24 protein-coding genes and 4 pseudogenes are annotated in these 25983 nt (G+C 60.1%); 11 read left to right on the top strand and 17 right to left on the bottom strand.

The genetic code is table 11. The annotated features are described in order from the left end of the window. Positions 1-12: 12 nt before the first annotated feature. Positions 13-648 (top strand): annotated as a pseudogene (locus tag ALP40_RS26140) (PAS domain-containing protein); the annotation flags it as partial. A gap of 153 nt (positions 649-801) precedes the next feature. Beyond that, positions 802-1236, top strand: a pseudogene (locus ALP40_RS26145) (methyl-accepting chemotaxis protein); the annotation flags it as partial. A 96-nt stretch (positions 1237-1332) separates the two neighbouring features. Here ALP40_RS26145 and ALP40_RS12290 read toward each other — a convergent pair. Together ALP40_RS12290 and ALP40_RS12295 are read right to left on the bottom strand one after the other, a co-directional pair. After that, positions 1333-2904: an alkaline phosphatase gene (locus tag ALP40_RS12290; protein ID WP_122208540.1), complete on the bottom strand. Its 1572-nt coding sequence runs from the start codon at positions 2902-2904 to the stop codon at positions 1333-1335. Then, positions 2897-3460: a GNAT family N-acetyltransferase gene (locus tag ALP40_RS12295; RefSeq protein WP_122208541.1), complete on the bottom strand. Its 564-nt coding sequence runs from the start codon at positions 3458-3460 to the stop codon at positions 2897-2899. The genes ALP40_RS12290 and ALP40_RS12295 overlap by 8 nt, the downstream gene beginning before the upstream one ends. A 187-nt stretch (positions 3461-3647) precedes the next feature. Between ALP40_RS12295 and ALP40_RS12300 the strand changes: the two genes are divergently transcribed. From ALP40_RS12300 to ALP40_RS12320, 5 genes are all read left to right on the top strand, one after another. After that, positions 3648-4055, top strand: a complete 408-nt coding sequence (locus ALP40_RS12300) for a biopolymer transporter ExbD (RefSeq protein WP_003380333.1) — start codon at positions 3648-3650, stop codon at positions 4053-4055. 2 nt (positions 4056-4057) lie between these two features. Next, a complete protein-coding gene (locus tag ALP40_RS12305; RefSeq protein ID WP_122208542.1) occupies positions 4058-4834 on the top strand; it encodes an energy transducer TonB in 777 nt (258 codons plus the stop codon). A 20-nt stretch (positions 4835-4854) separates the two neighbouring features. After that, positions 4855-7134 (top strand): TonB-dependent receptor, encoded by a 2280-nt coding sequence (locus tag ALP40_RS12310; protein WP_122208543.1) that lies wholly within the window; start codon positions 4855-4857, stop codon positions 7132-7134. A 25-nt stretch (positions 7135-7159) separates the two neighbouring features. After that, entirely contained in the window at positions 7160-7810 is a 651-nt protein-coding gene (locus ALP40_RS12315) for a MotA/TolQ/ExbB proton channel family protein (protein WP_122208544.1), read from the top strand. Between the two features lie 62 nt (positions 7811-7872). After that, positions 7873-9114, top strand: coding sequence for a phospholipase D-like domain-containing protein (locus ALP40_RS12320; protein WP_122208545.1), 1242 nt, complete (start codon positions 7873-7875; stop codon positions 9112-9114). A 64-nt stretch (positions 9115-9178) separates the two neighbouring features. Here ALP40_RS12320 and ALP40_RS12325 read toward each other — a convergent pair whose 3' ends face one another. After that, complete coding sequence (locus ALP40_RS12325) at positions 9179-9652, bottom strand: Dps family protein (protein WP_122208546.1); 474 nt, start codon at positions 9650-9652, stop codon at positions 9179-9181. A 219-nt stretch (positions 9653-9871) separates the two neighbouring features. Here ALP40_RS12325 and ALP40_RS12330 point away from each other — a divergent pair, with 219 nt between their 5' ends. Next, positions 9872-11035 (top strand): murein transglycosylase A, encoded by a 1164-nt coding sequence (locus ALP40_RS12330; protein ID WP_147478315.1) that lies wholly within the window; start codon positions 9872-9874, stop codon positions 11033-11035. A 201-nt stretch (positions 11036-11236) separates the two neighbouring features. Here ALP40_RS12330 and ALP40_RS12335 read toward each other — a convergent pair whose 3' ends face one another. Beyond that, positions 11237-11710, bottom strand: coding sequence for an RES family NAD+ phosphorylase (locus ALP40_RS12335; protein ID WP_122208548.1), 474 nt, complete (start codon positions 11708-11710; stop codon positions 11237-11239). Further along, positions 11707-12156 (bottom strand): antitoxin Xre/MbcA/ParS toxin-binding domain-containing protein, encoded by a 450-nt coding sequence (locus tag ALP40_RS12340; protein ID WP_122208549.1) that lies wholly within the window; start codon positions 12154-12156, stop codon positions 11707-11709. The genes ALP40_RS12335 and ALP40_RS12340 overlap by 4 nt, the downstream gene beginning before the upstream one ends. A gap of 350 nt (positions 12157-12506) precedes the next feature. Here ALP40_RS12340 and ALP40_RS12345 point away from each other — a divergent pair, with 350 nt between their 5' ends. From ALP40_RS12345 to ALP40_RS12355, 3 genes are all read left to right on the top strand, one after another. Continuing rightward, positions 12507-13514 (top strand): response regulator, encoded by a 1008-nt coding sequence (locus ALP40_RS12345; RefSeq protein ID WP_122208575.1) that lies wholly within the window; start codon positions 12507-12509, stop codon positions 13512-13514. Between the two features lie 3 nt (positions 13515-13517). After that, complete coding sequence (locus tag ALP40_RS12350) at positions 13518-13997, top strand: PAS domain-containing protein (protein ID WP_122208550.1); 480 nt, start codon at positions 13518-13520, stop codon at positions 13995-13997. A gap of 424 nt (positions 13998-14421) precedes the next feature. Then, positions 14422-15678 (top strand): 3-phosphoshikimate 1-carboxyvinyltransferase, encoded by a 1257-nt coding sequence (locus ALP40_RS12355; protein WP_122208551.1) that lies wholly within the window; start codon positions 14422-14424, stop codon positions 15676-15678. A gap of 33 nt (positions 15679-15711) precedes the next feature. On the opposite strand, the gene ALP40_RS12360 is transcribed toward ALP40_RS12355, so the two are convergent. The 12 genes and pseudogenes from ALP40_RS12360 to ALP40_RS12415 all read right to left on the bottom strand — a co-directional run bounded on the left by ALP40_RS12360 (position 15712) and on the right by ALP40_RS12415 (position 25669). Further along, entirely contained in the window at positions 15712-16368 is a 657-nt protein-coding gene (locus ALP40_RS12360; RefSeq protein WP_122208552.1) for a ChrR family anti-sigma-E factor, read from the bottom strand. Continuing rightward, positions 16368-16880: a sigma-70 family RNA polymerase sigma factor gene (locus ALP40_RS12365; protein WP_181115870.1), complete on the bottom strand. Its 513-nt coding sequence runs from the start codon at positions 16878-16880 to the stop codon at positions 16368-16370. Before ALP40_RS12365 ends, ALP40_RS12360 begins: the two co-directional genes overlap by 1 nt. A gap of 230 nt (positions 16881-17110) precedes the next feature. Continuing rightward, positions 17111-17318: pseudogene (locus tag ALP40_RS25835) on the bottom strand (VapC toxin family PIN domain ribonuclease); the annotation flags it as partial. Next, a pseudogene (gene vapB / locus ALP40_RS12375) lies at positions 17308-17535 on the bottom strand (type II toxin-antitoxin system VapB family antitoxin). The pseudogenes vapB and ALP40_RS25835, both read right to left, overlap by 11 nt. 68 nt (positions 17536-17603) lie before the next feature. Next, positions 17604-18473, bottom strand: a complete 870-nt coding sequence (locus ALP40_RS12380) for an aldose 1-epimerase (RefSeq protein WP_122208554.1) — start codon at positions 18471-18473, stop codon at positions 17604-17606. Then, positions 18448-19425, bottom strand: a complete 978-nt coding sequence (locus tag ALP40_RS12385) for a DMT family transporter (protein ID WP_122208555.1) — start codon at positions 19423-19425, stop codon at positions 18448-18450. The genes ALP40_RS12380 and ALP40_RS12385 overlap by 26 nt, the downstream gene beginning before the upstream one ends. 90 nt (positions 19426-19515) lie before the next feature. After that, entirely contained in the window at positions 19516-20796 is a 1281-nt protein-coding gene (locus ALP40_RS12390; protein WP_122208556.1) for a TRAP transporter large permease, read from the bottom strand. Next, entirely contained in the window at positions 20797-21324 is a 528-nt protein-coding gene (locus ALP40_RS12395; RefSeq protein ID WP_122208557.1) for a TRAP transporter small permease, read from the bottom strand. It abuts the gene before it with no gap. Positions 21325-21387: 63 nt separating this feature from the next. After that, positions 21388-22410 (bottom strand): TRAP transporter substrate-binding protein, encoded by a 1023-nt coding sequence (locus ALP40_RS12400; protein ID WP_122208558.1) that lies wholly within the window; start codon positions 22408-22410, stop codon positions 21388-21390. Positions 22411-22467: 57 nt separating this feature from the next. Then, positions 22468-23352 (bottom strand): glucurono-1,5-lactonase, encoded by an 885-nt coding sequence (locus ALP40_RS12405; RefSeq protein ID WP_122208559.1) that lies wholly within the window; start codon positions 23350-23352, stop codon positions 22468-22470. Between the two features lie 44 nt (positions 23353-23396). Beyond that, positions 23397-24224, bottom strand: a complete 828-nt coding sequence (locus ALP40_RS12410) for an NAD(P)-dependent oxidoreductase (protein ID WP_122208560.1) — start codon at positions 24222-24224, stop codon at positions 23397-23399. A 176-nt stretch (positions 24225-24400) separates the two neighbouring features. Further along, positions 24401-25669 (bottom strand): OprD family porin, encoded by a 1269-nt coding sequence (locus ALP40_RS12415; protein ID WP_122208561.1) that lies wholly within the window; start codon positions 25667-25669, stop codon positions 24401-24403. Positions 25670-25983 lie beyond the last annotated feature (314 nt).

Raw genomic sequence — 25983 nt, forward strand, 5'->3', positions numbered from 1 at the left:
ATCGACGCGTGCATGGTGGCTTTGACGCTGGATGCCAATTACCGCATCGCGCATGCCAACGACAATTTCCTCAAAATGCTGGGGTACGGGGGTGAGCAGCTACTGGGGCGGGAGCTGGATCAGTTGGTCCCGGCGTACGTCAAGCAGCTCCCCTGCTATCGCAATCTGAGGGCCGCGGTGCAGAAGGGCGAGTCGGTCATCGACAATTACCGCTTTCTGCGTGCCGACGGCAGCCTGGCGTGGATACGCGCCATGTGGCAGCCGGTGCTGGATCAAAACGGTAAGCTGGAAACCCTGCGCTGCTATGGCTCGGACATCACTCAAACGGTCGAGGTAGCAGCTGAAAACTCGGCGTTCATCCAGGCGCTGCTGCGCTCCACGGCTGTGATTGAGTTCGATCTGGGCGGGCATGTGCTCACAGCGAATGAACAGTTTATGCGCGGCATGGGCTACAACCTGGCGCAGATCAAAGGCAAGCACCACAGCATGTTCTGTGATCCGCATGAAGTGAATCAACCCTCGTACAAGGATTTCTGGGCAACGTTGAACCGGGGCGAGTTCGTGGCCAGCCGGTTCAAGCGTGTCGACAGCAGTGGCCGTGATGTCTGGCTGGAAGCGACCTATAACCCGGTTCACGATGCCCAGGGCAAGCTCTATAAGATCGTCAAGTTCGCGACCGTGGTGACTGATCAGGTCTCGCGGGAAGAAGACGTCAGTCAGGCCGCGAGCGTGGCCTTCGAGATTTCCCAGCAGACCGACGTCAGCGCCCAGCGCGGCGCAGAGGTGGTGCAGAACACCGTGCAAACCATGCGCAAGATCTCCCAGGAGATGGAGTCGGCGTCGTCAGGCATCGAGGCGCTGGGCAAGCAATCGTTGCTGATCAGCTCCATCGTGCAGACCATCGGCGGTATCGCCCAGCAAACCAACCTTCTTGCCCTCAACGCTGCCATCGAAGCCGCCCGTGCGGGCGAGCAGGGACGAGGGTTTGCGGTGGTGGCGGACGAAGTCAGGCAATTGGCTGGTCGCACGAGCGCGGCGACGGAAGAAATCGTCAGCGTGGTGCAGCAAAATCAGGCGCTGGCAGACGAAGCCGTACGCGGCATGGCCAACAGCCGCAGCCAGGCGGAGCAAGGCTTGATGCTGGCCAACGAGGCGGGCTCGGTGATCATCGAGATTCAGGAAGGTGCCAAGCAAGTAGTGGGCGCGGTCGGGCGGTTTGCCAATCAGTTGAAGTGACAGGCTAGCCCCCATGAGTGTATTCAAGTGCGAAGGGATGAGCCCTGTGTTCTCTGTCGGCCAGAGCAGGGCCCTCAGTCCTCAAGCGCTGTAAACCTATACATGCACCGCACCGGTTTTTCCTGCTTCGACCACAAAACGCTTGAGCGTCGACACGGTAGCCGCCGGGTTGAGCACATCCGAAACGACCTGAAAGCGCGTCTGCATCTGTTGTTCACTCATGTCCACCGACACATAGCCGCGTTGCCGGCTGTCAAAGAATTTGACGTGCGGATTGAGCCCGAGAATAGAGTTGAAGGCTTCATACGGTGGCCCTCCGGAGGTCACCGAAGTGCCGACGAATTCGGTGGCAACGATTTTGGAGTCCGGGTCGTTGGCATCGGCGTGCAGGTCGGTGGTCCAGAAGGAATGGATGTCTCCGCCCCAGAACACCGGGTTGCGGGTCTGGTGGCGCTCCAGTGAGGCGAGCATGCGTTCGCGGGTAGCGATGTAGCCATCCCAGCCGTCGGTCCAGCGGCCTAGCGCCTGAGTGTCCGGGTTGCGCTGGGTCAGCGGGGCAACCAGCAAGTCCTGGGCAATCACATTCCATTGCCCGGCAGAACGGGCGAAGCTGCGGTCCAGCCAGGCTTCCTGCTCCCAGCCGAGCATGGTGCGTTTCGGGTCGCGCAGGTCCGGGCAATCATTACTCACGACACGGCCTTTATGGCTGCCGTTGGCCTGAATGCACGGCTGTTCGGAACGGTACTGTCGACCATCCAGGACGTTAAAACGCGCCAGACGTCCGTAGTCCATATGACGGTAAATGCGCATGTCCGCGCCTTTTGGGAGGCTGCTGGCGCGCAAGGGCATGTGCTCGTAAAACGCCTGATAGGCCGCGGCCCTGCGCCGCAGAAAGCTTTCGGTGGAAACACCGGGATCCTGGGACCATTGGGCGGCGTAGTCATTCTGCACTTCATGATCATCCCAAGTCGCCACGCTCGGCGCGCAGGCATGCAGCGCTTGCAGGTCCGGGTCGGTCTTGTACTGGGCGTATCGATTCCGGTAACCGGCCAGGTCCATAGGCTCGGGCGTCACATGGCGGCGTGGGAGGTTGGCCTTCTGCGAGGAGATTCCAGACTCGTAAATGTAATCGCCTAAAAAGAACACCAGGTCCGGCCGCTCATCGGCCAGATGCCGGTACGCGCTGAAATACCCCGCCTCCCAGTGCGAGCAGGACACGAATCCAAACCGGGCCGTCGGCATGGCGGCTAACGGCGGCAAGGTGCAAGCCTGGCCCACTGTGCTTTGCGCACCCAGGCTTTCGAACTGATACCAGTAAGGGCGGCCGGGTTGCAAACCGCCCACTTCCACGTGAACCGAATGGGCAAAGCGCGGTTGAGCCATCGTCTGCCCGGTGCGAACGATCCGGGTCATCGCTGCGTCGCTGGCGATTTTCCAGCGCACGGCCACCGCCTTGTGCAGACCGCCGTCACCGCGCTCTGTCGTCACCTGCGGGGCCAGTCGGGTCCAGATCACGAAACCGTCCGGCAACGGATCGCCGGATGCCACCCCCAGTGTGAACGGATAATCGACACCCGCGCTGCGGGCAAACGGGCTCAGTATCGACAGCAGGGCGGCACCAGCCACTCCCGTGATGATGCGACGACGATCCGGATCAAAGTCAGTCATGACGCGCCTCCAAAGACTCGTACTGCGAACGCAACAGCCCGAACACCAGCATGTCCTTGAACACGCCGTTTTTGAGAAATACCTGTTTCATGTGGCCTTCATAAGCCAGGCCGCAGGCCTGCAATACCTTGGCGCTGGCCACGTTGTCGCTGAAGCATTGGCCTGCGATGCGATTGAGGTTCAGGGCCGTAAAGCCATAGTCCAGCAAGCCTTGTGCGGCTTCGCGCATGTAGCCGTTGCTGCGATAGGGGGCGCCCATCCAGTAGCCCAGGCCAGCGCTGCGATGCGCCGCGGCCAGGCGCATGGAAACGACGCCGATCAGTGTTTGAGTGTCAAGATGCACCCCCAGACACAGCGCCTTGCCGGCGGCGAACTGCGGTGCGCCCTCTGCAATAAAGGCATGGGCGTGTTCCAGCGTGTACGGGGAGGGCAGCATGCCGGTCATGGCAGCCGTCACCGGGTCATCAGCCAGTTGCGCCAGACTCGTCGCCTGCTCGGGTCTCAAGGGGGCGAGCAACAGGCGCGAGGTCTGAATACTGGGCAGCTCGGTACTCATCTGAGGTTTCCGTCGAGTTAAATGCCCGAATCTGCCGCGCCTGGATGTCGGTTTCGTGACAGGCGCAAGAAACCTTTAAGTGTCACCAAATGTGCGTTTCTGAGCCACGCAATGGTCATCAAAAGCTAACTGATCGGACATATTCGGTTGCTAGATTCTCGGCCTCTGACAAGCGGTGGAAGACGGCATGAGAACGTGGGACGAACCTAAGAAACGCAAGGCGCACATCGAACTGATCCCGATGATCGATGTGATGATGTTTCTGCTGGTGTTTTTTGTGCTGGTGAGCCTGAACGTGATTCCGGCGCTGGGCATGAAAACTCAGTTACCCAGTGCCAGCAGCTCTCAGCAGCTCAAGCCGCAGAACAAATCGATCCTCACCCTGGGGCTCAATGGCGAACTGCAGCTCGACGGCAAAGCGACCACGGTCGACGCGCTGGTGCCTGCATTGAAAGCGCTGGAAAAGCCTGACACCAAAACCACCATCATCGTTAACAGCGACAAGGGCGTTGAAGTGGCGCGACTGGTCGAGATCATGGACACCCTGCGCCTGGGTGGTTTCACGTCCGTGTCCATCGCCACGCGTAAGTCCTGATCATGTACGTCCTGTTTCGCATACGTCAGTGGCTGGGCGGCCTGCCCGCCCTGTTGGCGCTCATCGCGATCGTGATGGGAATGCAGACCCGACCGTTGAAAGTGGAACCGGTTTACGACGAGTCGGCCGTTGAGCTGGCCTTGGTCGAGCCGGAGCCGACTGTGCCGGAGCCTGTTGTGCCGCCAGACACTCAGCCGGTCGAGCCTGTTCAGCCTGATGAACCGCCACCGCCGCCCGTGCCTGTCGTCGACAGCGAAGAGGCCGAGCCGCCGCCACCGCCGCCCAAACCGGTGCCCAAACCCGAGCCCAAGCCGAAGCCAGAACCCAAGCCTCGTCCTAAACCGGTGCCCAAGCCTACGCCTGCGGTAGCGAAGCCCGCCGAGCCCGTACCTGTGCCTCGCCAGCCGGTGGTCAGTGCGCCTGCCGCTCCGGTTGCGCCCCCCGCGCCACCGGCTCCGCCCAAGGTCGATACGCAGGGGCTGGAAGGTGGCTACCTGAAAGGCCTGCGCAACGAGCTGGACGGTTACAAACAGTACCCCACCGGACGTCAGGCATCGCTGGAGCGCCCCAGTGGCGAGGTGATCGTCTGGCTGCTGGTTGATCGTCAGGGACGCGTGCTGGATTCAGGCATTCAGAGTCAGGCCTCCAGCATGCTGCTCAACCGCGCAGCGACCAGCAGCCTTCGACGCATCAAACAGGTCAAGCCATTTCCCGAGCAAGCCTTCGGCGGACGCAGCGAGCAGCGCTTCACCGCTACCTTCAACTACAGCGTGCAGTAGTACTGACAAGGAACAACGTGATGAAGTTTTCCAGAATTCACCTTGCTTTGGTCGCCGCCGGCATGAGCCACGGTATGGTCATGGCTGACACCAGCAGCGACGTCGGCACCATCGGCGTACAAGGCAAGGCAACTTCAGGCGGCGGTTACATGGTCCAGGAGGACAGCATCAAGGCGCGCTCCACGGTGACCAAGGAAGCACTCGACAAGCAGACCGCAACAGGCAACGCGATCGACAAGCTCAAATACACCCCGGGCCTGAACATCTCCAGCGAGGACGCCACGGGCCTGTCCGGTTTCAAGTTCACCATGCGCGGCCTCAACTCCGATCAGGTGGGGATGTCGGTCGACGGCATGCCAATCAATGATTCCGGCAACTACGCGCTGTATTCCAACCTGCTGGGCGACCCGGAAAACATCGACCAGATTTTCGTCACCCAAGGCTCTGCCGAGAGCGACGGCCCGCACATCGGTTCCAGCGGCGGCAATATCGGCATCGTGACGATTCGGCCGACCAAGGAAACCGGAGCGTTCGTCAAACAGGTGGCAGGCAGCAATGGCACCTACAAGACCTTCGCCAGGCTGAATACCGGTGAGGTTAACGGGCTGAGCAACTGGCTGTCGCTGTCGCACACCGAAGGCGAGAAGTGGCGTGGCGACGGTGCGGTGCGCGCCGACAAGGTCGAATGGAACAGCTTTTTCGACATGGGGTCGGGCAACACCGCCAACCTGATCCTCAAGTACCACGAGCAGGACAACAACAGTTACAGCCAGCTCACCAAAAGCCAGTTTCAGCAGGGCGGGCGCAAGTTCGACCCGTACCCGTCTACCCCGGCACTGGATGGCAACGGTAAGCAGTCCAGCTATTACGAGTTGGCGCAGAACCCCTTCCAGACATTCACCGGTGTGCTCAACACCCAGTTCAAACTCGCCGACAACCTGTCGCTGTCGGTCATTCCGTACTATTTCTGGGGCAATGGCAGCGGCGTGGGAAGCTCCTCTTACGCCCTCAACCGTGGCTCCAATCAGGGTGGCGTCTTCGACCTGAGCAACCAGCCGACAGCTGCGACGTTCAATGCAGACGGCTCGTCGACCACCGGCGTTTACTACCGTCCATCGCGCACACAAACCTGGCGCCCGGGCATCACCACCAAACTGAACTGGGACGTCAACGACGAGCACAGCGTGCAGGTCGGCTATTGGTATGAGCGCGCACGCCAGTTGCAGACCCAGCCATTCATTCGCTTGAAGAGCAACGGCAAGCCGCAGAGCATCTGGCCTGATTCGGACTACGTGGTCGATGCCAACGGCAATGAAATTCAGGGCCGTGACCGTTACACCGTGACGCCGGCGCAGAAAGTCTGGGCGCAGGACACCTGGTACTTCGCCCCGGACTGGACCCTGATTGGCGGTCTGGCCTACATGAATGTCGAGCGTGAAGGGGATAACCACGGCAGCCTGACCGAGCGTCCGGAAAAACGTGATCAGACCTACAACAAGCTGTTGCCCAACGTTGGCCTCAAGTACCAACTGGATGAGCGCGACCAGTTGTTCTACAGCCTGTCGCGCAACATGCGGGTGCCGCAGAACTACGTGCTTTATGACCAAGGCGCAGGTTCGATCAACAGCAAGCCGGAAACCAGCTGGAACCACGAATTGGGCTGGCGCTTTACCGAGCAGGACATGACCCTGGCGGCAACCCTGTTCTACATGCAGTTCAAGGATCGACAGGTGTCGTCCAAGGACATCAACGGCGACTTCGCAGACATCAACGCCGGTGCAGTGGACAACAGCGGTCTGGAGCTGGAGTGGAGCGGCCTGCTGCCGCATCACTTCAACTACTACACCTCCTACACCTACACCCGCGCCAAGCAGAAAGATGACCTGACGGTGTTCAATAACGGCACCGCCATCGAGCTGCCCACCAGCGGCAAGCAATTCGCCAACGTGCCGAAAAACATGCTGGCGGCCAACCTCGGTTACGACGATGGCAGCTACTACGGCACCTTCGGCGGCAAGCTGACCAGCAAGCTCTACGGCGACCTGACCAACGACGAAAGCATTCCCGGCCGCGCCATTTTCAACCTTGGTGCCGGTATCTACCTGCCTGTGGACAAGAAAGTGGTCAAGGACGCGACCTTGCGCCTGAACGTCGACAACCTGTTCGACAAGAAATACCTGGACGGCGTGTACACCACCAAGACCAACGCGGCGACCTACAGCGGTTTCCGCGATGGCGACCCGGCCTACATCGTCGGCGTGGAACGTACGGTGACCGTCTCTCTGGAAGCCAACTTCTAACTCTCATTGACCCGAGGTCTGCGTCATGGATATGAACCAGCTGCACAACATCACGTTTTATGTGATGTACGCCGCCATCGCGATCGCGATCTTCGTCGCCATCGAGCGAGGCATTTATTTTGCCTATGTGCGCCGTCAGGCCCGCGATCTGCAGGCGGCGCTCAAGACAACCGTACACAGTGAAAAAGACCTGCCCCAGGCACTGACGCGTCGGCCTGGTCTGCCGCTGGAAATGATCCTCCCGGTCCTGGCGCAGAAGAGTGCACAGGGTTCTCGCAGGGATCTGGATGACGTCATCGAAACCCAATACCTGAGCACACGGGCACCGCTGTCCCGTAGTCTCTGGCTCATCGAAACCATCACCACGGCCGCACCGTTGTTGGGCCTGCTGGGGACCATTCTGGGGATCATCGACACGTTCAAGGCCTTGGCCAGCGCGGGTGTCTCGGACCCGGGACAGATTTCCGCCGGCATCGGTACGGCTCTTTACGCGACAGGCCTGGGCATTGCCATTGCCCTGTTCTGCGTGGTGTTTCACAACTTCTTCCAGAACAGCCTCGAGCGCATCAACGATCAGCTCAAGATTTTGCTGATCCGCGCTTCCAGCGGTGCGCGGGTTGAAGAAGAAACAGTCCATCCGGTCGCTGCGGCCCCACTGAACTACCGGACGGCCTGATCGGCATCCGGCGTGCAGTTCTGATGCGCGCCGGTGCTTTGGGTCTCTGCGACGAGATACTTATGGCCTTCATGCTTCCCTTACGCTGCACGCCGCTGCGCCACCTCGGTCTGGCGGTCGCGTTCTGGCTGTTGAGCTCGGTGGCCCACGCCGAGTTTTCCATCCAGGGCTTTGAGCTGGTCCACACCGTTCCGGTGGGCACCGATCTTCAAACCCCGGACCTGCGTGCGCCCGGCGATGTTTGGCGTGAGCTGTTCAATAACGCGCAGAAGCGCATCGACATCGAACAGTTCTACGTTGCCGATCAATCGGGCTCGGTCATGGAAAAGGTCATCGAAAGCCTGCGGGCTGCCGGGCAGCGGGGTGTTCAGATCCGCTTTCTTCTCGAAGAGAAGGGCCTGAAACTGTCCGATCCAAAAACGCTTGAACAGTTGCGCGCCATTCCAAACCTCACGCTGCAGGTGCTGCCGTACGCCAAACTGACCGGCAACGGCATCATCCACGCCAAGTTCTTTGTGGTGGACGGCCAACAGGCATTCATCGGCAGCCAGAACTTCGACTGGCGCTCGCTCGAACACATCCACGAAACAGGGCTGCGCGTGAGTGAGCCGAATCTGGTGCGACAGGTTCAAGCCATCTTCGATCAGGACTGGCGTGCGCAGGCGGCGCTTGCCGAGGGCAAACCGGTTCCAACGCCGACGCCCGCAGGCGAACCCCCACGTGTGGGTAACTACCTGGTGGCCAGTCCGCAACGCTATAACCCGCCCAGGGTGATCGATTCGCAAGTCGAGCTGCCGCGTTTGCTGGCCGATGCCAAGCGCGAAGTGCGTGTGCAACTGCTGGACTATGCCCCTTTGTCTTATGGCCCGGACAAAAGCCGCCCCTATTACCCGGTCATCGACAACGCCATCCGCAGTGCTGCGGCGCGCGGTGTTTCGATCAAGCTGATGGTTTCAGACTGGAACACCGGCATGCCGGAGGTTGCGTACCTGAAGAGTCTGGCACTGGTGCCCAATGTGCAGGTGCGGATCGTCACGCTGCCGCTCGCCGTTCAGGGCTTCATTCCTTATGCGCGGGTGATCCACAGCAAGACGATGGAAATCGACGATCAGGTGGCATGGGTTGGAACCAGCAACTGGCTAGGCGGCTACCTGGACAACTCGCGCAATCTGGAAGTGGTGATGCATGACAGCGGCATGGCCAAGCGTATCGGTGAGTTGCATCGCCAGCTGTGGGACGGGCCGTACGCGACGCCTCTGGATATCAACCGCGATTATCCTGAACCGCACCCTGGTCAGCCGTGACGTCAACGCAAGCTGGTAAAACAGCTGGCATCCGTTCAGTGAGCGGATGCCAGCGGTAGGCGCATCAGTTCCCTTCAAGCAACGTACGCAGCATCCATGCAGCCTTCTCGTGAACCTGCATGCGCTGGGTCAGCAGGTCGGCGGTAGGTTCGTCGCTGACTTTTTCCAGCAGCGGGAACAGGCCGCGAGCGGTGCGGACCACGGCTTCCTGACCTTCCACCAGTTGCCTGATCATCTCGGCAGCGTCCGGTACGCCTGGCTCTTCCTTGATCGAAGAAAGGCTCGCGTAGGTGGTGTAAGTGCCCGGTGCCGGGAAGCCCAGTGCGCGAATACGTTCTGCAATGGAATCGACGGCGGTGGCCAGTTCGGTGTACTGCTCTTCGAACAGCAAGTGCAGGGTGCGGAACATCGGGCCGGTGACGTTCCAATGGAAATTGTGGGTTTTCAGGTACAGCACATAGGTGTCGGAAAGCAGGTGTGACAAGCCGTCGACGATCTGTTGACGATCCTGCTCATTGATGCCGATTTCAATACGCATATCAGTCCTCACTGGGTCAGATGTATTTAAACGTTGAGTTCATTGTAAAAAACCCGGATCTCCAGCGGAAATCACCATTGGCAATGACCATCATCTGAACAACCTATGGGATGAGTCGTTCAATGGTCTGTCCATCAGCCCTTTGTCCCAGCGCCCGCTTGGGCCACAATGGCGTTTTTTACCTTCAGGCCTGCTGCGGCTGTACAAGGATTTGCGCTGATGACGTTCTCTTTCAAACCCTGGCACCGGCGCCTGGCGCTGGTCCTGCCACTGGCGGCGATGCTTGTGGCGTGCGACAAGACCGACAAACCGGCCACCCCGGCGAAACCGCCGCACACCACCTACGCTCAAGCCGACTGGAATGCGCTGCCAGCAGTGTCTGACGAAGACCTGCAGGCCGGTTTCGCCTCATGGCGCAGTGCGTGTACGCGTCTGAAAGCGGATGCTGTCTGGGGGACAACCTGTGGCGCGGCTGTCAACCTGGCGCCTGCGCCGAGCGCCGAAGAAATCCGTACGTTCCTACACGATCAATTGCAGGTCTACAGCCTGCGTGCCGACAACGGCAGCGCTGACGGCCTGATCACCGGTTATTACGAGCCGGTCTACCCCGGCAGCCTGGCTCAAACGCAAACCGCCAGGGTGCCGGTGTATGGCGTTCCCGATGATCTGATTGTGGTCAATCTGGACAGCGTTTACCCCGAGCTCAAAGGCAAGCGTCTGCGTGGACGGCTTGAAGGCCGTGTGCTCAAACCGTACGACGACGCCGGCACCATCGGCGCCAACGGTTTGAATGCGCCCATCGTTGCCTGGCTGACCGATCCGATGGACCTGCAATTTCTGCAAATTCAGGGCTCGGGCCGCGTGCGTCTGGAAGATGGCTCGCAGGTGCGTCTGGCTTACGCCGATCAGAATGGCCGACCTTACAAGCCCATCGGACGCTGGCTGGTGGAGCAGGGCCAGTTGAAGAAAGAGGAGGTCACGATGGGGGCCATTGCAGGATGGGCCAAGGCCAATCCGCAGCGCGTCCCTGAATTGCTGGCGAGCAATCCCAGCTACGTATTTTTCGGTCGCAACCCCGACAGCAACGAAGGCCCGCGCGGTTCGCTGAACGTGCCGTTGACGGCCGGTTACAGCGTAGCGATCGATCGTAAGGTCATTCCGCTGGGCAGTCTGCTGTGGCTGTCGACCACCCGGCCGGACGGCGCCAGCATCGTGCGCCCGGTAGCTGCTCAGGACACTGGCGGTGCGATTGCTGGCGAAGTACGCGCCGATCTGTTCTGGGGAACGGGTGAAGAGGCGGGCAAGCTGGCAGGCGACATGAAACAGAAGGGCAATATCTGGCTGCTGTGGCCCAAGGGCATGGCGGTGCCGGTTACTGAGTGAAGCGTGTCGGATAGGGTTGTCTTGCAGCAAACACAGGCGTGTGGGAGTGAGCTTGCTCACGAAGGGGCCTGTCGACCCAGTCGAGAGGCAGCGTTGCAATAAAGCCTACGTGAGCAAGCTCACTCCCACAAAGTCTGATTTATTCAGTGCGCTACGCATCATCTGAGGGTACGGAACTTACCTGAACCACTGCTTGCTCTTTCAGGGCGTGAATCGGCCCAAACGGGCATCCACCACAAAATCCAGATTCCGGGCGGTTGCCACGACAGTGGCGAACTCGGGATGCCGCACGTTGAGCAGGTAATTGGATTCGCGCGGAATGATTACGCTGGGTACGGCCAGCGCCAGGCTGTCACTGGACGCCAGCCAGGCGTCGCCGAACGATGCCGTGGCAGGCGGGGCGGGTTCCTCGCGCCAGTCGAGGGGCAAGGTGTCGAGGCGTGCATTGAGGACATGCTCTTCGGCGATCTGCAATTCCAGCATCGCGTAGTGCTGGGCCACGGCCGCATTGCCCAGATGCACCAACACTTCCAGCAGTGCCAGCGATTCGCTGCCTGCGCAATACACGCAGGCATTGCCCTTGCTGTTCCAGCGTCCGCCGTAGAGTTTCGCGCCTTCGCCGTCAAACGCCTGGGCCAGCCATTTGCGTTTGACCAGGCGATAGACAGTAATCAAGCCACGACCCCGTGCTCAAGACGACCGATCAGGTCAAGCACCGCTTGGGCTTCGGCGGAGGTGGCGAGCATTTCCAGCGGGCGTCGATTGCCCAAGCCATAGACCGGGTTCGCCAACCAGCGACGAGTGGCCTCTGTGTCATCCTCGAACAGGTCGAGGGTTGCCTTGTAGACCGCCGCGAGGCGAAACAGACGATCACTTTCTTCCGCGTTGAACTGACGCACTTTCAGCCGACGCTGCAGCGTCGCGGGGGCAATTCCCAAGTGTTCGGCGAGTGTTGAGCGGTTCAGGTCGGTGTAGTGCGCCAGACGTTCGAATATTTCATACGGCAACCCATTGCGCAGTGCCGTGTAAAGGCCATCGCCACGGGGAGGAATACCCAATTGTTGCCAGAAATCCTGCTCTTGCAACGCCGCCGGATGGTAATCGCGAATGGCGAGGGACATAAGCCACCTTTTCTATCGAATGATCGTTTAGAAAACTATCACTTGATAATAGACCTGTTGTGTCCGCAGCGAAAGTGCCCGGGAAAAAACCAGCCCTTCAGGCCCGTGCTAAAAAACGTTTGGTTTCAATACGTGGCAGCTTATGAAACTCTTCTAGTATGCATAAACCAGCGCTCGCCATCGACGGTGTGCAGCCCTGTATTTCGACAGTAGCAGGAGTGATATCAATATGATATTGATTTGTCTGGCCCGTCACGTTATCAAAACTGACGTGCGGCTATCGTCCTGATGTTATCTGCCCGATGCTTTGCGCCTGGGGCAGCCTGATTTTTTGCAGTGAGAACTACACGATGTCCACTCTTGCGCTATTGATATGCGACGACTCCAACATGGCGCGCAAACAGTTGATGCGGGCATTGCCTGCCGACTGGGATGTATCGGTGACGATGGCGACTCAGGGCCAGGAAGGTCTGGAGGCGATCCGCAGCGGTCTTGGGAAAGTGGTGCTGCTGGACCTGACCATGCCGGTCATGGACGGCTACCAGACCCTCGCCGCGATTCGTGAAGAACAACTGGATGCCAAAGTGATCGTGGTATCCGGCGATGTGCAGGATGAAGCCGTGCGTCGCGTCATGGAACTGGGCGCGCTGGCGTTCCTGAAAAAGCCTGCCGATCCCGACGAACTCAAAAATACGCTGGAACGCCTGGGCCTGCTGGGAAAACCTTCGGCGTTGCCTGTCGCTGTTGCCAAACAGGCCCCTGCAGGGCAGGGCATCATCAGTTTTCAGGATGCCTTCCGCGAAACCGTCAACGTGGCGATGGGTCGGGCGGCCGCGCTATTGGCCAAGGTGCTGGGTGTATTCGTGCAATTGCCCGTGCCCAACGTGAATATGCTCGAAGTGGGCGAACTGCACATGGCGCTGGCGGATGCTCACAGTGACCAGCGTCTGACCGCTGTCTGCCAGGGTTATATCGGTGGCGGGATTGCCGGTGAAGCGCTGCTGATCTTCCATGATTCGGAAATCTCCGGCGTGTCGAAGCTGATGGGCGGCAACTCGCCTGACTCCTCCAACATGGAAATGCTTCTGGACCTGTCGACGATCCTGATCGGCGCCTGCCTGAGTGGCATTGCCGAGCAGATCGACATCGCGTTCTCTCAAGGTCACCCGCAATTGCTGGGCGCCCAGGGCGGCATCGATGAATTGATTCGGATCAACAGCCAGCGCTGGAAAAAGACACTGGCGGTGGAGATCAGTTACACCGTCGAAGGCCACAACATTCATTTCGATCTGCTGATGCTGTTCACCGAAGACTCGGTCGATCTGCTGACGAAAAAACTCGCCTACCTGATGAGCTGACCCATGAGCAACGCTATCGAAATCAACGAGCTGCATTGGTTGCTGGCCGTCACGCAAAATATCGACGTGGGCATCGTGGTGCTCGACCTGAATTATCAGGTGACGGTCTGGAACACGTTCATGGAAAACCGCTCGGGCGTGGTGCCTTACGTGGCCATTGGCAAGACCTTTTTCGAGCTGTTTCCTGACGTCAACCAGCCGTGGTTCAGCAAGAAGATCGACAACGTCGTGACCCTGGGCACCCCCGCCTTCACGATCTGGGAGCAGCGGCCCTATCTGGTGCGGTTCAAGAATTACCAGCCCATCACCGGGCAGGAAGAATTCATGTACCAGAACACCACGCTGTTTGCGCTGCGCTCGACCACCGGTCAGATCAGCCATGTGTGTCTGGTGATATACGACGTCACGGACGTGGCGACCAATCGTCACCAGTTACAGGCGGTCAACGCGCAATTGCAAAAATTGTCTGGCGACCAAGGCTGAGGCTTTGCCTGTTCGCTCGACAAACGCCCTGTGGCCCACTGAATGAACACGGATTTTGGAAGCGGTGTCTGACCGCAACGCTGTCTGGCAGCAAGCACAAATTGTGGGAGGCGACTGGTTGGCGATCTGGGAACCGGCAGTAAGACCTGCGCATGCGGTGAGTCAGATGCATTCAAGGGCTGCTACGCAGCCCATCGCTGCCGTCGTAACCTGCGAGAGTTCTCACGCCCTTCGGGCAGAAGCCATTTCAGCGTTTATTCAGCCGATGTATTTTGCTTGAGAGCTGCCTCCCACCAGCCGATGAACTATGGATGTGGAAGCTGACCTGCCCTCAACGACTTGCCAAAAGGCGTGCGTTCATCAATGAACGCCGCACCTTGCTCGTGCTAGGATCGCGATTTTTCCGCTGACGCTCAGGGACATTATGCGATCTCAAGCCACTCTCACTGTTTTGCCTGTCGAGCGCCCGCTGGTCGGGCGTGTCAGCCCGCCCGGTTCGAAATCCATCACCAACCGCGCCCTGCTGCTGGCGGGTCTGGCCAAAGGCACCAGTCGCCTGACCGGCGCGCTGAAAAGTGACGATACCCGCGTGATGTCCGAGGCCTTGCGCCTGATGGGCGTGCAGGTCGATGAGCCGGATGACAGCACCTTCGTGGTCACCAGCTCCGGCCGCTGGCAGGCCCCGCAACAGGCGCTGTTTCTGGGCAATGCCGGAACCGCGACGCGCTTTCTGACGGCAGCGCTGGCCAACTTCGAAGGCGACTTCGTGGTCGATGGCGACGACTACATGCGCAAACGGCCCATCGGTCCGCTGGTCGATGCCTTGCAGCGCATGGGGGTTGATGTCAGCGCACCGACCGGCTGCCCGCCCGTGGCGATCAAAGGCAAGGGCGGTCTGGCTGCCGGACGCATCGAGATCGACGGCAACCTGTCCAGCCAATACGTCTCGGCGCTGTTGATGGCGGGCGCGTGTGGCCAAGGCCCGCTGGAAGTGGCTCTGACCGGCAGCGAGATCGGTGCACGCGGCTACGTGGACCTGACGCTGGCGGCGATGCAGGCGTTCGGTGCTCAGGTTCAGGCCATCGACGACGCGACCTGGAAAGTGTCAGCCACCGGCTATCGCGCCACGGACTTCCATATCGAGCCGGATGCGTCCGCAGCGACCTACCTGTGGGCCGCTCAGGCACTGACGCAGGGCGCTATCGATCTGGGTGTCGCCACCGACGCCTTCACTCAGCCCGACGCTTTGGCCAGTCACCTCATTGAAAGCTTCCCGAACATGCCGGCGGTGATCGACGGCTCGCAAATGCAGGATGCCATCCCGACGCTGGCCGTGCTGGCCGCCTTCAATAACCAGCCGGTACGTTTTGTCGGCATTGCCAACCTGCGCGTGAAAGAGTGCGACCGGATTTCGGCGTTGTCTCACGGTCTGTGCGCGATTGCGCCGGGGCTGGCGGTTGAAGAGGGGGATGATTTGGTGGTGCATGCCAACCCGGCGCTGGCGGGCACCACGGTTGATGCCTTGATCGACACTCATGCCGACCACCGGATCGCCATGTGCTTTGCATTGGCGGGCCTGAAAATCGGCGGCATTCGCATTCTGGACCCGGACTGCGTCGGCAAGACGTACCCTGGCTACTGGGACGCGCTGGCCTCGCTGGGCGTTGGCATTCAGCGCTAAGCCGCGGCCTGGTATCGGGACAGAAGCCGTTCGTCAGATTTTGAAGAACGGCTGCATCATACGCGCCAGCCACCCGTGGAAACGCAGCGGCGAGTCAGTGGCGAGCAGGCAGATGCACTCTCCATAGGCGATAGGCTGATGCTGGACGTCACTGTCCAGGTCGGCCACGTCGCCTGGCTTGAAATCCCCCAACTCGTCGTAATACGAACCTTTGAGCACCATCGTGATTTCGCTGCCACTGTGGCTGTGCATCGGCATGCTGACGCCGGGAGCGATTTTCAGCAGCATCAGGTTGCCTTGCTCGATCCCCTGAGCCTGCACGCGCTGAACGCCCGGAAGCAGCGTTTTCCATTTCAGACCGCTGAGGTATTGGCCAAAATGCGTTTGCAGGCAGGCCGGCATCAAATCGGGGTCCTGATTGGACGCCAGTTGCGGATTGATCGCGGGGTTCTGCTGCGGCGCGGGTTCATCCAGTCTGCTCAGCATGGCCGCTCGACCATGCAAGGGCACCACGGTGCTGCTGTGCTTCTGCATCAGTACACCGCCGATCTGTTCGGCCTGCCGCAAACGCGTGCGGCAGACAGGGCAGCGTTCCAAGTGAGCGGTCGTGACCAGCGAGATGCCTTGCGACAGCGCGCCTGCGCAATAGCTGATCAGTGTCGAGTCGTCCGGGTGGCGTAAGGTATTCATCAGGACTCCTCGATCCGCGAGCGCAGTTTTTGAAAGGCCAGCCTCAGGCACGACTTCACGGTGCCCAACGGCATGTCGAGGCGCTCCGAAATTTCGCGATGGCTGAGTGCTTCGAAATAAGACAGGCGTAACACCCGCTCCTGGTCGGTCGGCAGGTTCTGGATGGCGATGGCCAGTTGCTGCTCCTGACGCTGGCTGTACTCAATCGTCCTGTCCTGTGGCGCTTCCAGCCGTTCGAGCTGTTCCAGCGAGTTTTGCACCTGCACCCAGCCCCGGTCCTTGCGCACGCTGTCGATGTACAGGTTGCGGGCAATCCGAAACAGCCAGGTGCCCAGGCTCGCCTTGCTCGGGTCGAACGTATCGGCCTTGTGCCACAGCCTGAGCAGCACTTCCTGCACCAGTTCTTCCGCCTGGCCTTCCGGCACATTCAGCCCCGTCAGATAACGCAACAGACGTGGGGCGAAGTGATCGTAAATGCGCATGAAGCTGTCGCGGTCCTGCTGGAGGGCCACGGCGTTGACTTCATTGATCCAAAGTCGGTTGATCGGCGAATCGCTGGATGGGGTGGACAAGTGGCAGTAGGTCCTGAGACGGGCAGTAATGCTCATGATCCACCTTCTGATCGCCAATGTCTGGAATTGGTTCGTTACGCCTTTGTGTTACGCACGCGCCGGGGGAACGGATCACAGGGAAGAGAAGGGGAATTGGAGAGATTTTTACCCGGTCTTATGGGACAGCCACTTCAACTGCCGTAAACCGCTGATTGAGCGACCCGGTCGTCTACGCGCAAGCCTTCGTCTCGACGGAATTCGCGCAGGTTGTTTGTGATGATTTCTAGCTCAAGAAAGCGGGCATGCTCCGCAATCATCTGATCGTAAGGAAAAAGGGGGGCCAGACCTGGCCATTTCTGCCCTGATCATGCCGGTATGAGCAGCAGCATTACTGTCGTATCTGATCGTTGGGCCGCTCTCGTTCTGTCATGAAATCGGCGCTGACGCTGCTCCCATCGAACTCGCGGTTCCACGTTTTTCACCCGCTGGAGAAATGATGCGGGTTCTGCCTACAGCGACAACATGCCCCCCGTTTCACATCGTCTGGCAGCGCCAATGCCTTTGGCAGCCGAACGGCTTGGCTGCGATTACCGTTGAATACCGTTGACTGACCCACGAGAGGTCACGTCGTGGCTGGGCAAGGGATGGGTCAATGGGATATCCCGGGTTCTAATCGCCAACAGTCTATAGCGCCCGGTAGCGCAAGCTGAACGCCAGCGTCATGGATTCCCCGCGCTGCAACAGCTTCAAGCCCGGATGTCCGGGCAGGTGGTGAGCGTTGACCGGGTGGCTGACCGGCTCAAAGCAGAAGAAATCCAGCCCCGGCGGGCAGAACACCAGAAAGTACTCGCTGCCGCTGGCCTCGCAGTGCAGTTCGTAGCCCAGATCGGGCTGGCGGATGACGCTGTGGCCATCCCAACCGGTGAAGCCGTTGTCCAGCTTGGTGTGGGGTAGGATGTTGCCGTTCCGGAAGTCCCATTCAGCCGGCAGGTCCCTCAATTCAACCGGCAGGCCTGCGTCGTCGCACAGCCATACCTGCGAGGCGTTGGCCTGTAAGCGTGTGCCGGGCGTGCGTGGCAGGTAAGGGTGCAGGCCGAGTCCATGCCAGAGGGCGCGACTGTCCAGATGGATGGTGCGCAGTTCGATGCTCAACTGGCCGTTGCACAGCGTGTAGCGCAACTGGGCTTGATAGGCGAAGGGGATCAGGCTGTCGAGTTGCAGGCAGACGTGCGCATCGGTCTGTTCGATCACGTCCCACGGCTGCTGCCAGGCGCTGCCGTGGATGGGCAGCGCGTCGTTGGCGCTGTTGGGCGACAGGGCCAGCCAGCCGTCGGGCGTGTCGAAGCCGCCGCTGCCGATCCGGTTCGACCACGGCGCCAGTGGATACAGGGCCAGTTTGCGAGGCGTGCCTGCGGCCAGCGCTTCGTCGGTGCAGGGTCGCAATAAGGGCTGGCCGCTGCTCAGGACCGTCCAGCTTACGACACTGCCGCCGATCTCGGGGGCGAGGGTCAGCCGGGTCAGGCCGTCTTCAAGGGTCAGAACGTTTGTGGCCATGATGCGGGACCTTTTCGGGGCTTGGCTTCGAGGATGGGGCTGGCGTGGCGCGACGCCAAGTCAGCATGACAATCCCGCTGACGACGATCAATCCGCCGATGACCTGGCCGCTGCTGAGCAGTTGATCCAGAATCAGCCAGCCAAACAGCAGGCTTGCCACCGGTTCGATGTTCATGACCGGCGCATTGCGAGCGATGTCCAGGCGCGCCATGCAAATGAACAGTAGGGAAAAACCGATCCCATACAGCAACACCAGACTGGCCAGCGCGGTCCACCCGACGCGGCTTGCCGGCAGGTCGACGCCACCGGGCAACAGTCCGCTGGCGCCGGCCAGGGCTGCGGCGATGAACACCACGACCATCGTCAGCATGCTGCGCACGGTGCCGCGCATGCTCGACAGCTTGTTGTCGGTAATCCACAGCGCGAAGGCGAACACCACCGCAGCGGTAAACGCGTAGGCGACGCCTTCCAGCCATTGCGGCTCGCTGGTGCCGGGGTTGGACAGCCGGTGCGGCACGTCCAGCGCCAGCACCAGACCGAACAGGATCAGGCCCATCAACGCAGCGGCCCGACGCGTCGGCGCAGCGCCGCCCAGCGCCCAGGTCAGCAGCGCCAGCAGAATCGGCGAAACGTTGACCACCAGCAACGCCAGCGCGACCGGAATACGCGCCACGGCCGAGTAGATGCAGAAGCTCTGGGTCGCGATCAGCAATCCCAGCAGCAGTTGCCAGCGCCAGGTGCTGGCGGGCAGGTTGAGCCGTTCGCGTTGCAGCAATACCAGGCTGATCAGCACCAGCAGCGTGACACCGGAGCGGCACAGAATCGCCAGCAGCAGGCCGGTGTCATGGTCGAAGGCAATGCGTGCGGCAATGTGATTGCCCGCAAACGAGCAGGCCAGCAGCGCCAGTATCAGGACGGCGATGTGGCGGGGAAACAGGGCAGGGGCGGACATGCGGAACCAGCCTCCTTGGCTGGAAAAAACAGTGCTGTCATGACCCTCGCGAACAGACGTTCGCGAGGGCTGACAGTCAATAACGAGGGTTTAGAGCACAGCGCCTGGCAGCCACAGTGAGATGGCCGGGACGTAGGTCACCAGCATCAGCACCATGAACAGCGCCGCGTAGAACGGCAGCAGGGCTTTCACGGTCGCTTCGATGGTGACTTTGCCCACCGCAGCGCCCACGAACAGTACTGCACCCACCGGGGGGGTAATCAGGCCGATGCCCAGGTTGACCAGCATGATCATGCCGAAATGCACCGGGTCAACGCCGACACTGGCGACGACGGGCAGCAGGATCGGGGTGAGGATCAGGATCAGTGGTGCCATGTCCATGATGGTGCCCAACAGCAGCAACATCACATTGATGCACATCAGGATCACATACCGGTTATCCGACAGGGTCAGGAACGCCGTGGTGATCTTCATCGGGATTTCCATCAGCGTCAGGATGTACCCGAAGCTGGCGGCGAAACCGATCAGAATCATCACGATGGAAATGGTCCGCGCCGCCCGGTGCATCAGCTTGGGCAGGTCGCGCCATTTGTAGTCGCGGTAGATGAACATGGTCACGAAGAACGACCAGACCACGGCAATGGACGCCGATTCGGTCGCGGTGAACACGCCCGACAGGATACCGCCCAGAATGATGACCAGCGCCATCATGCCCCACAGCGCTTCACCGGCGATTTTCAGCGCCTGACGCATCGGGATCACTTCGCCTTTCGGGTAGTTGCGCTTGCGGGCGAAGATCATGCACAGGCCCATCATCACCGCGCTGAGCAACAGGCCCGGCATGATCCCGGCCATGAACAGCGAAGCGATCGATACGGTGCCGCCAGCGGCCAGTGAGTAGAGCACCGAGTTGTGGCTGGGTGGCGTCAGCAGAGCCTGCACCGAGCCGCTGACCGTGACAGCGGTCGAGAAGTCCCGAGGATAGCCGTTGCGTTCCATTTCCGGGATCAGCACCGAACCCACCGAAGCGGTATCGGCCACGGACGAACCGGAGATGGCGCCGAAGAAAGTCGAAGCCACGATGTTGACCAACGACAGCCCGCCGCGCACGAAGCCCACCAGCACCCCGGCAAAAGCCACCAGCCGTCGCGACATGCCGCCTTCGGCCATGATGGCACCTGCCAGCACGAAGAACGGAATCGCCAGCAGCGAAAATTTGTTCACGCCGCCCGCGATCTGAATCATCAGGGCGTCGGCGGGAATCTCGATCCACCAGGCACCGATCAGTGCCGACAAACCCAGCGCGTAGGCCACGGGCATGCCGATCAGGATCAATGCGATAAAGCTGCCCAACAGTACTAATGCGTCCATTTATGCGGCACCTTCGCTTTCTTCAATAACGTCGAACCGCATGACGGAGCGGTGGCTCTGGTCACCCAGAAACATCCTTTCCAGCACGAAAATCAGGGTCACGATGCCGCCGATGGGAATCGGCAGATAAGAGATGCCTACCCGCAGAGACGGGATTTCACCCAAAAACTGGTTCCAGGTGGTGGCGCACAGCTTGAAGCCTTTGAAAATCATGAACAGTGCAACGATGGCCATCAGGATCTGCACGACGACCGCAGCGATTTTGCGAACCTGCACGGGCATGCGGTCGACCGCCATCGACACGGCCATGTGTGCGCCAGCGCGATAACTGGCTGCAGCGCCGAAGAAGGTGAACACCACCATCAGGAGAATGGCGACCGGTTCCGGCCAGCTAGAGCCGCTGCCCAGCACGTAACGGGCGAAAATGCCCCAGGGAATGATCAGGGTCATGATCAGGACCGAGAAGCCCGCAATCCCGATAGAGACCCTATAAAGCGTGTCGTTGATGCGCAATAACGTATTTTTCATGGAGGCTCACCACAGCGGCGGCGAACGAGCTCTCGCTCGCCCCCGCGGCGTTATCGGACTGTCTTATTGGGCAGCTTGGGTTTTTGCCATCAGCGCAGGATCGGTCTGGACCGCTTCGATACGGCTGATCAGATCCTTGTAAGGCGCGCCGTATTTGTCACGCACCGCTTGGGTGGCGTCGTAGAACGCTTTTTTCTGCTCGGCAGTCAGGGTGATGAATTCAACACCCGCGGCCTTGAGCTTGGCCTCGTCAGCAGCCGAGGCTGCGTCCCACAGCTTGCGCTCTTCCATCTGCGCTTCGCGCGCCAGCTTCTTCACCAGGGTCTGTTGATCCGGTGTGAGCTTGGTCCAGGTGGTTTTCGACATCACCACCGGTTCCGGCAGGATCAAGTGCTCGGTCATGGTGTAGAACTTGGCGTTCTGGTAGTGGTTGTGCTGGAAGTAGGTCGGTGGGTTGTTTTCCGCACCATCGATCACGCCGGTTTGCAGGGCGCTGAAGATCTCGCCGGTGGCCATCGCAATGCCGTTGCCGCCCATGTCGTTGATGGTGTCGATGAACACCGGGTTGCCTTGCACGCGAATCTTCATGCCCTTGAGGTCGGCGATGTTGCGCACCGGCTTCTTGGTGTACAGGTTGCGTGTACCACCGTCCATCCAGGCCAGGGCGACCATGTTGAAGTTGGAGTTGGTGATCTTGTCGAGCATTTCCTGACCGATCTCGCCATCGATGATGGTGCGCATGTGCGCCTGGTCACGGAACACGAACGGCAGGTTGAACGCGTTGACGTCCGGCACTACCGGGCCGACGATGCCGAGGCTGACGCGGGTCATCTGGATGGCACCGGATTGCACTTGCTCGACGACTTCCTTTTCCGAACCCAGAACGCCACCGGCGAACATCTTGAAGCTGACCTCGCCGTTGGTTTGTTCTTGCAGCTTTTTACCCATGTTCTGCTCAGCGACCACGGGCGGGTAGCCGGCCGGGTGTACTTCGGCAAATTTGATTTTGACTTCAGCCTGCGCCATGCCGGACATGCAGAACGCCAGCGGAAGTGCAGCGATGAGAAGTGTGCGTTTGAAATCCATGAATGTCTCCGATTTTGTTGTTTTTGGTCGGTGCTGTTGGCTTTCAGTGTTGTTGTGTCAATCCCGGAAAACAGACTCCTCCAAGCCTTTGACGCCGGGCCGAAGAGCGAATACGCCACCGGCGAGTGGCTGGTCGCTCAGGTCGCCGCCAGGGCGGATTGACGTCACGAACAGGGTTTCCATATTCGGGCCGCCAAAGGCGCACATAGCGGGTTTTTTCACGGGCACGACCAGCGAGCAGTCGAGCTTGCCCTGTGGGGTAAAGCGGTGAACCAGGCCTGCATCGTTGCCGCAGATCCAGTAGCAGCCGTCCGCGTCGATGGCGGCGCCATCCGGGCGGCCCAGATAGTTGTTCATGTCCACGAACAGGCGGCGGTTGTGGGGGGTGCCGGTATCAGTGTCGTAGTCGAAGGCCCAGATCTTCTGCACGCTGGGGTGCGAATCCGACAGGTACATCGTTTTGCCGTCCGGGCTGAACGCCAGACCGTTGGGCACGATGAAGTCTTTCAGTACCGGTTCCAGCGTCTGCTGTCCGACGCTGTAGCGATACATCGCGCCGACCACGGCGCCCGCGCTCATGTCCATTAACATGGTGCCCGCCCAGAAACGCCCCTGACGGTCGCAACGACCATCATTGAAGCGCATGCCGGACTGTGCGTGCGTGACCTCGACCAGAGGCGTGGCGGTCATGTTTTCACCGTCGCCGGGCTGCAGGTGAAACAGGCCGCTTTCCATGCCTGCCACCCAGCCACCTTTGTCGTCGGCCGCAATACAGGCCAGCATCTGCGGGGCTTTCCAGTGGCGGGTGCTGCCATCGCGTGCGTTCCAGCGATGCAGGTGACCTGCCGGAATGTCGACCCAGTACAGCGCCTGGTCGCGGCTGCTCCAGACAGGACTTTCACCCGTGGCGTTTTGCGCGTCGAGAATCAGTTCGGCATCCATTGCGGCTTGTGTCTCCTGGGAGGCTGGTGGTAGAGGGGCGATCGTTACTCGTCGCCGAACGGTCCGGAGGCCACGAAGGCACCGCCCTGATAGACCATCGCCGGGTCGTCGGCGGCCGGCATCGGCTGGGCGTCAACCTTGTCGCGAAACACTTCGGAGCTGTCCTTGGGGACATAGCCCAGATGGCTGGCCAGACGGTTATCCCACCACACCGTCTTGTTGTCCGAGACGCCGTACACCACGGTGTGGCCGACATCCGGCGTGTACAGGGAGCGTTCGAGCAGTTGGGTCAGGTCGTCGAAGCTGAGCCAGGTGCTCATCATCCGGCGGTTCTGCGGTTCCGGGAATGAGGAGCCAATGCGGATGCTGACGGTTTCGATGCCATAGCGATCGAAGTAGAAACTGGCCATGTCCTCGCCATAGGATTTGGACAGACCGTAGTAGCTGTCCGGGCGGCGCGGCGAATGGGCGTCGATGGTTTCGTCCTGCTTGTAGAAACCGATCACGTGGTTGGAGCTGGCGAAGATCACGCGCTTCACACCGTGACGGCGGGCGGCTTCGTAGATATGGAACACGCCGCAGATGTTGGCACCGAGGATTTCCTCGAAAGGCCGTTCTACGGAAACGCCGCCAAAATGCAGAATGGCGTCGACGCCCTCGACCAGCTCATGAACGGCATTCTTGTCGGAGAGATCGCAGACCTGGACCTCTTCATGGCTGCCCTCTGCGGGTGCCATCTCGGCGATGTCGGACAGCCGAAGGATGTTTGCGTACGGGCGCAGCGTTTCGCGTAATACCTTGCCCAGGCCACCTGCCGCACCTGTCAGCAGGAGGCGATTGAAGGGAGTTTGCGTGGTATGAGCCAGTGCCATGAGGAATTTCCTGATTGTTATTTTTGTCATCTGTTGTCGTATGACTTGCCGGATTATCGGCAGCCCTTACGCTGATTGTCAACGCGTCCAAAGTATTAAGTCGTCGGTTCACGAACCGCCGCGCAGACGCCTGCGCATGTCCAGGCCCCTCCACTGGAAGGGCCTGGCAAGGTGCATCAGAGCAGCGACAGGGGGTAGCTGACGAAGACACGGTTTTCGTCGAACTCATTGGTGCTGAAGTCGCGTCGTATGCTGGAGTTACGCCACTTGACGTTCAGGTTCTTGAACGTGCCGCTTTGTACGGTGTACGCCAGTTCCGACTCGCGGCCCCACTCTTTGCCGTCGGTGATGTTGCCGGTGTGTACGTTGTCGCCGCTGATGTAACGATTCATCAGGGTCAGCCCCGGCACGCCCAGCACCGCAAAGTTGTAGTCGTGACGCAACTGCCAGGATTTTTCCTTGGCATTGTCGTAACTGGAGTTATAGCTGTCGTTGGCCAGCGTGCCACCGCTCGTGCCGTTGACGCGCATCCAGGCGGTATCGCCCGTGAGCTTTTGCAGCCCGACATAGAATGTGCTGCCTCCGTAGCGAGCCGAGAGCAGCGCATAGGTCGTCTTGTTGTCCAGGTCGCCGGCCAGCTTGTTGCCGTCTTCCTTGCCAGTGAAGAAGCCCAGGTTGGCACCCAGCGTCCAGTCACCGAGCGGCTGGCTGTGCACCAGATTGAAGAACTGCTGCTGGTAGATGTCCTGCAGTTCCGAGTACCAGACCCCGACCTGCGTGCGCTTTTCATTGAAGACATATTCGCCGCCGCCGAAATTGAATCGGTCGGAAGTGAACGCGCCGCGACCGTTCATCGACATGTCTTCCATGCTGGCGTCGTTACGCGGACTGTTGCCGCGGAACTGGCCGCCGTACAGCGTCAGACCGTCGATTTCCTTGGAGGTAATCTGCCCGCCGCGAAAGGTCTGGGGCAGCGAACGCCCATCGTCCGAGCGCAGAATGGGCAGCACCGGCATCCATTCACCGACTTTCAGTTCGGTCTTGGAAATCCGCGCCTTGCCCGCCACACCCAAGCGTCCGAAATCGTCAGCCGGACGACCGTCGCTGTGGATCGGCAGCAACTGCGTGCCGCCCGTCCCGCGTCCGCCATCAAGCTTGATCGAATACAAGCCCAACACATCAACACCAAAGCCCACGGTGCCTTGGGTGAACCCGGACTTGGCATCAAGAATGAAGCTTTGCGTCCACTCCTCAGCCTTGCTTTGCGGGGCTGCACTGCTGGGGAACGCAGGGTTGGTGAAGTTGCGGTTGAAGTAGGCGTTACGCAGGTTGAGCGTGGCTTTGGTGTCGTCCACGAAGCCTTCGGCCATGCCGATCATCGGGCAGAGCAGCGTCATGCTGCCAACGCCCAGCAGCAGGCGTGAACGAGTGGTGTGAGATGTCATTATTGTTGTGCTCCCTTGTTTACGAAACCGTCCTCTTTTTCTGGTCATGCGCAGGCAACGACCGACGACTACGAGGATTATGTGATGCCTGTTTTCAGGCATGGCCCCGACTGATAAGCAGCCGGAAACCGTTCGCTGGCGATCAGCGAAGGCTATAAAACATACGTGTCATCGGGTGATGCGAAAGGATAGAACCCTGCTGCGGCGACAGCGATCCAGGTGGTCACGCAAGGTCGAGCGAAGGTGCAGACGCGAGTCTTCATGTAATGGGCCCCGATTTTGTTTTTATTGTGTTGGCGTCATAGGTTGTCGTA

Source organism: Pseudomonas viridiflava, from assembly GCF_003702045.1.
GTDB classification, from domain to species: Bacteria; Pseudomonadota; Gammaproteobacteria; order Pseudomonadales; family Pseudomonadaceae; genus Aquipseudomonas; species Aquipseudomonas viridiflava_C.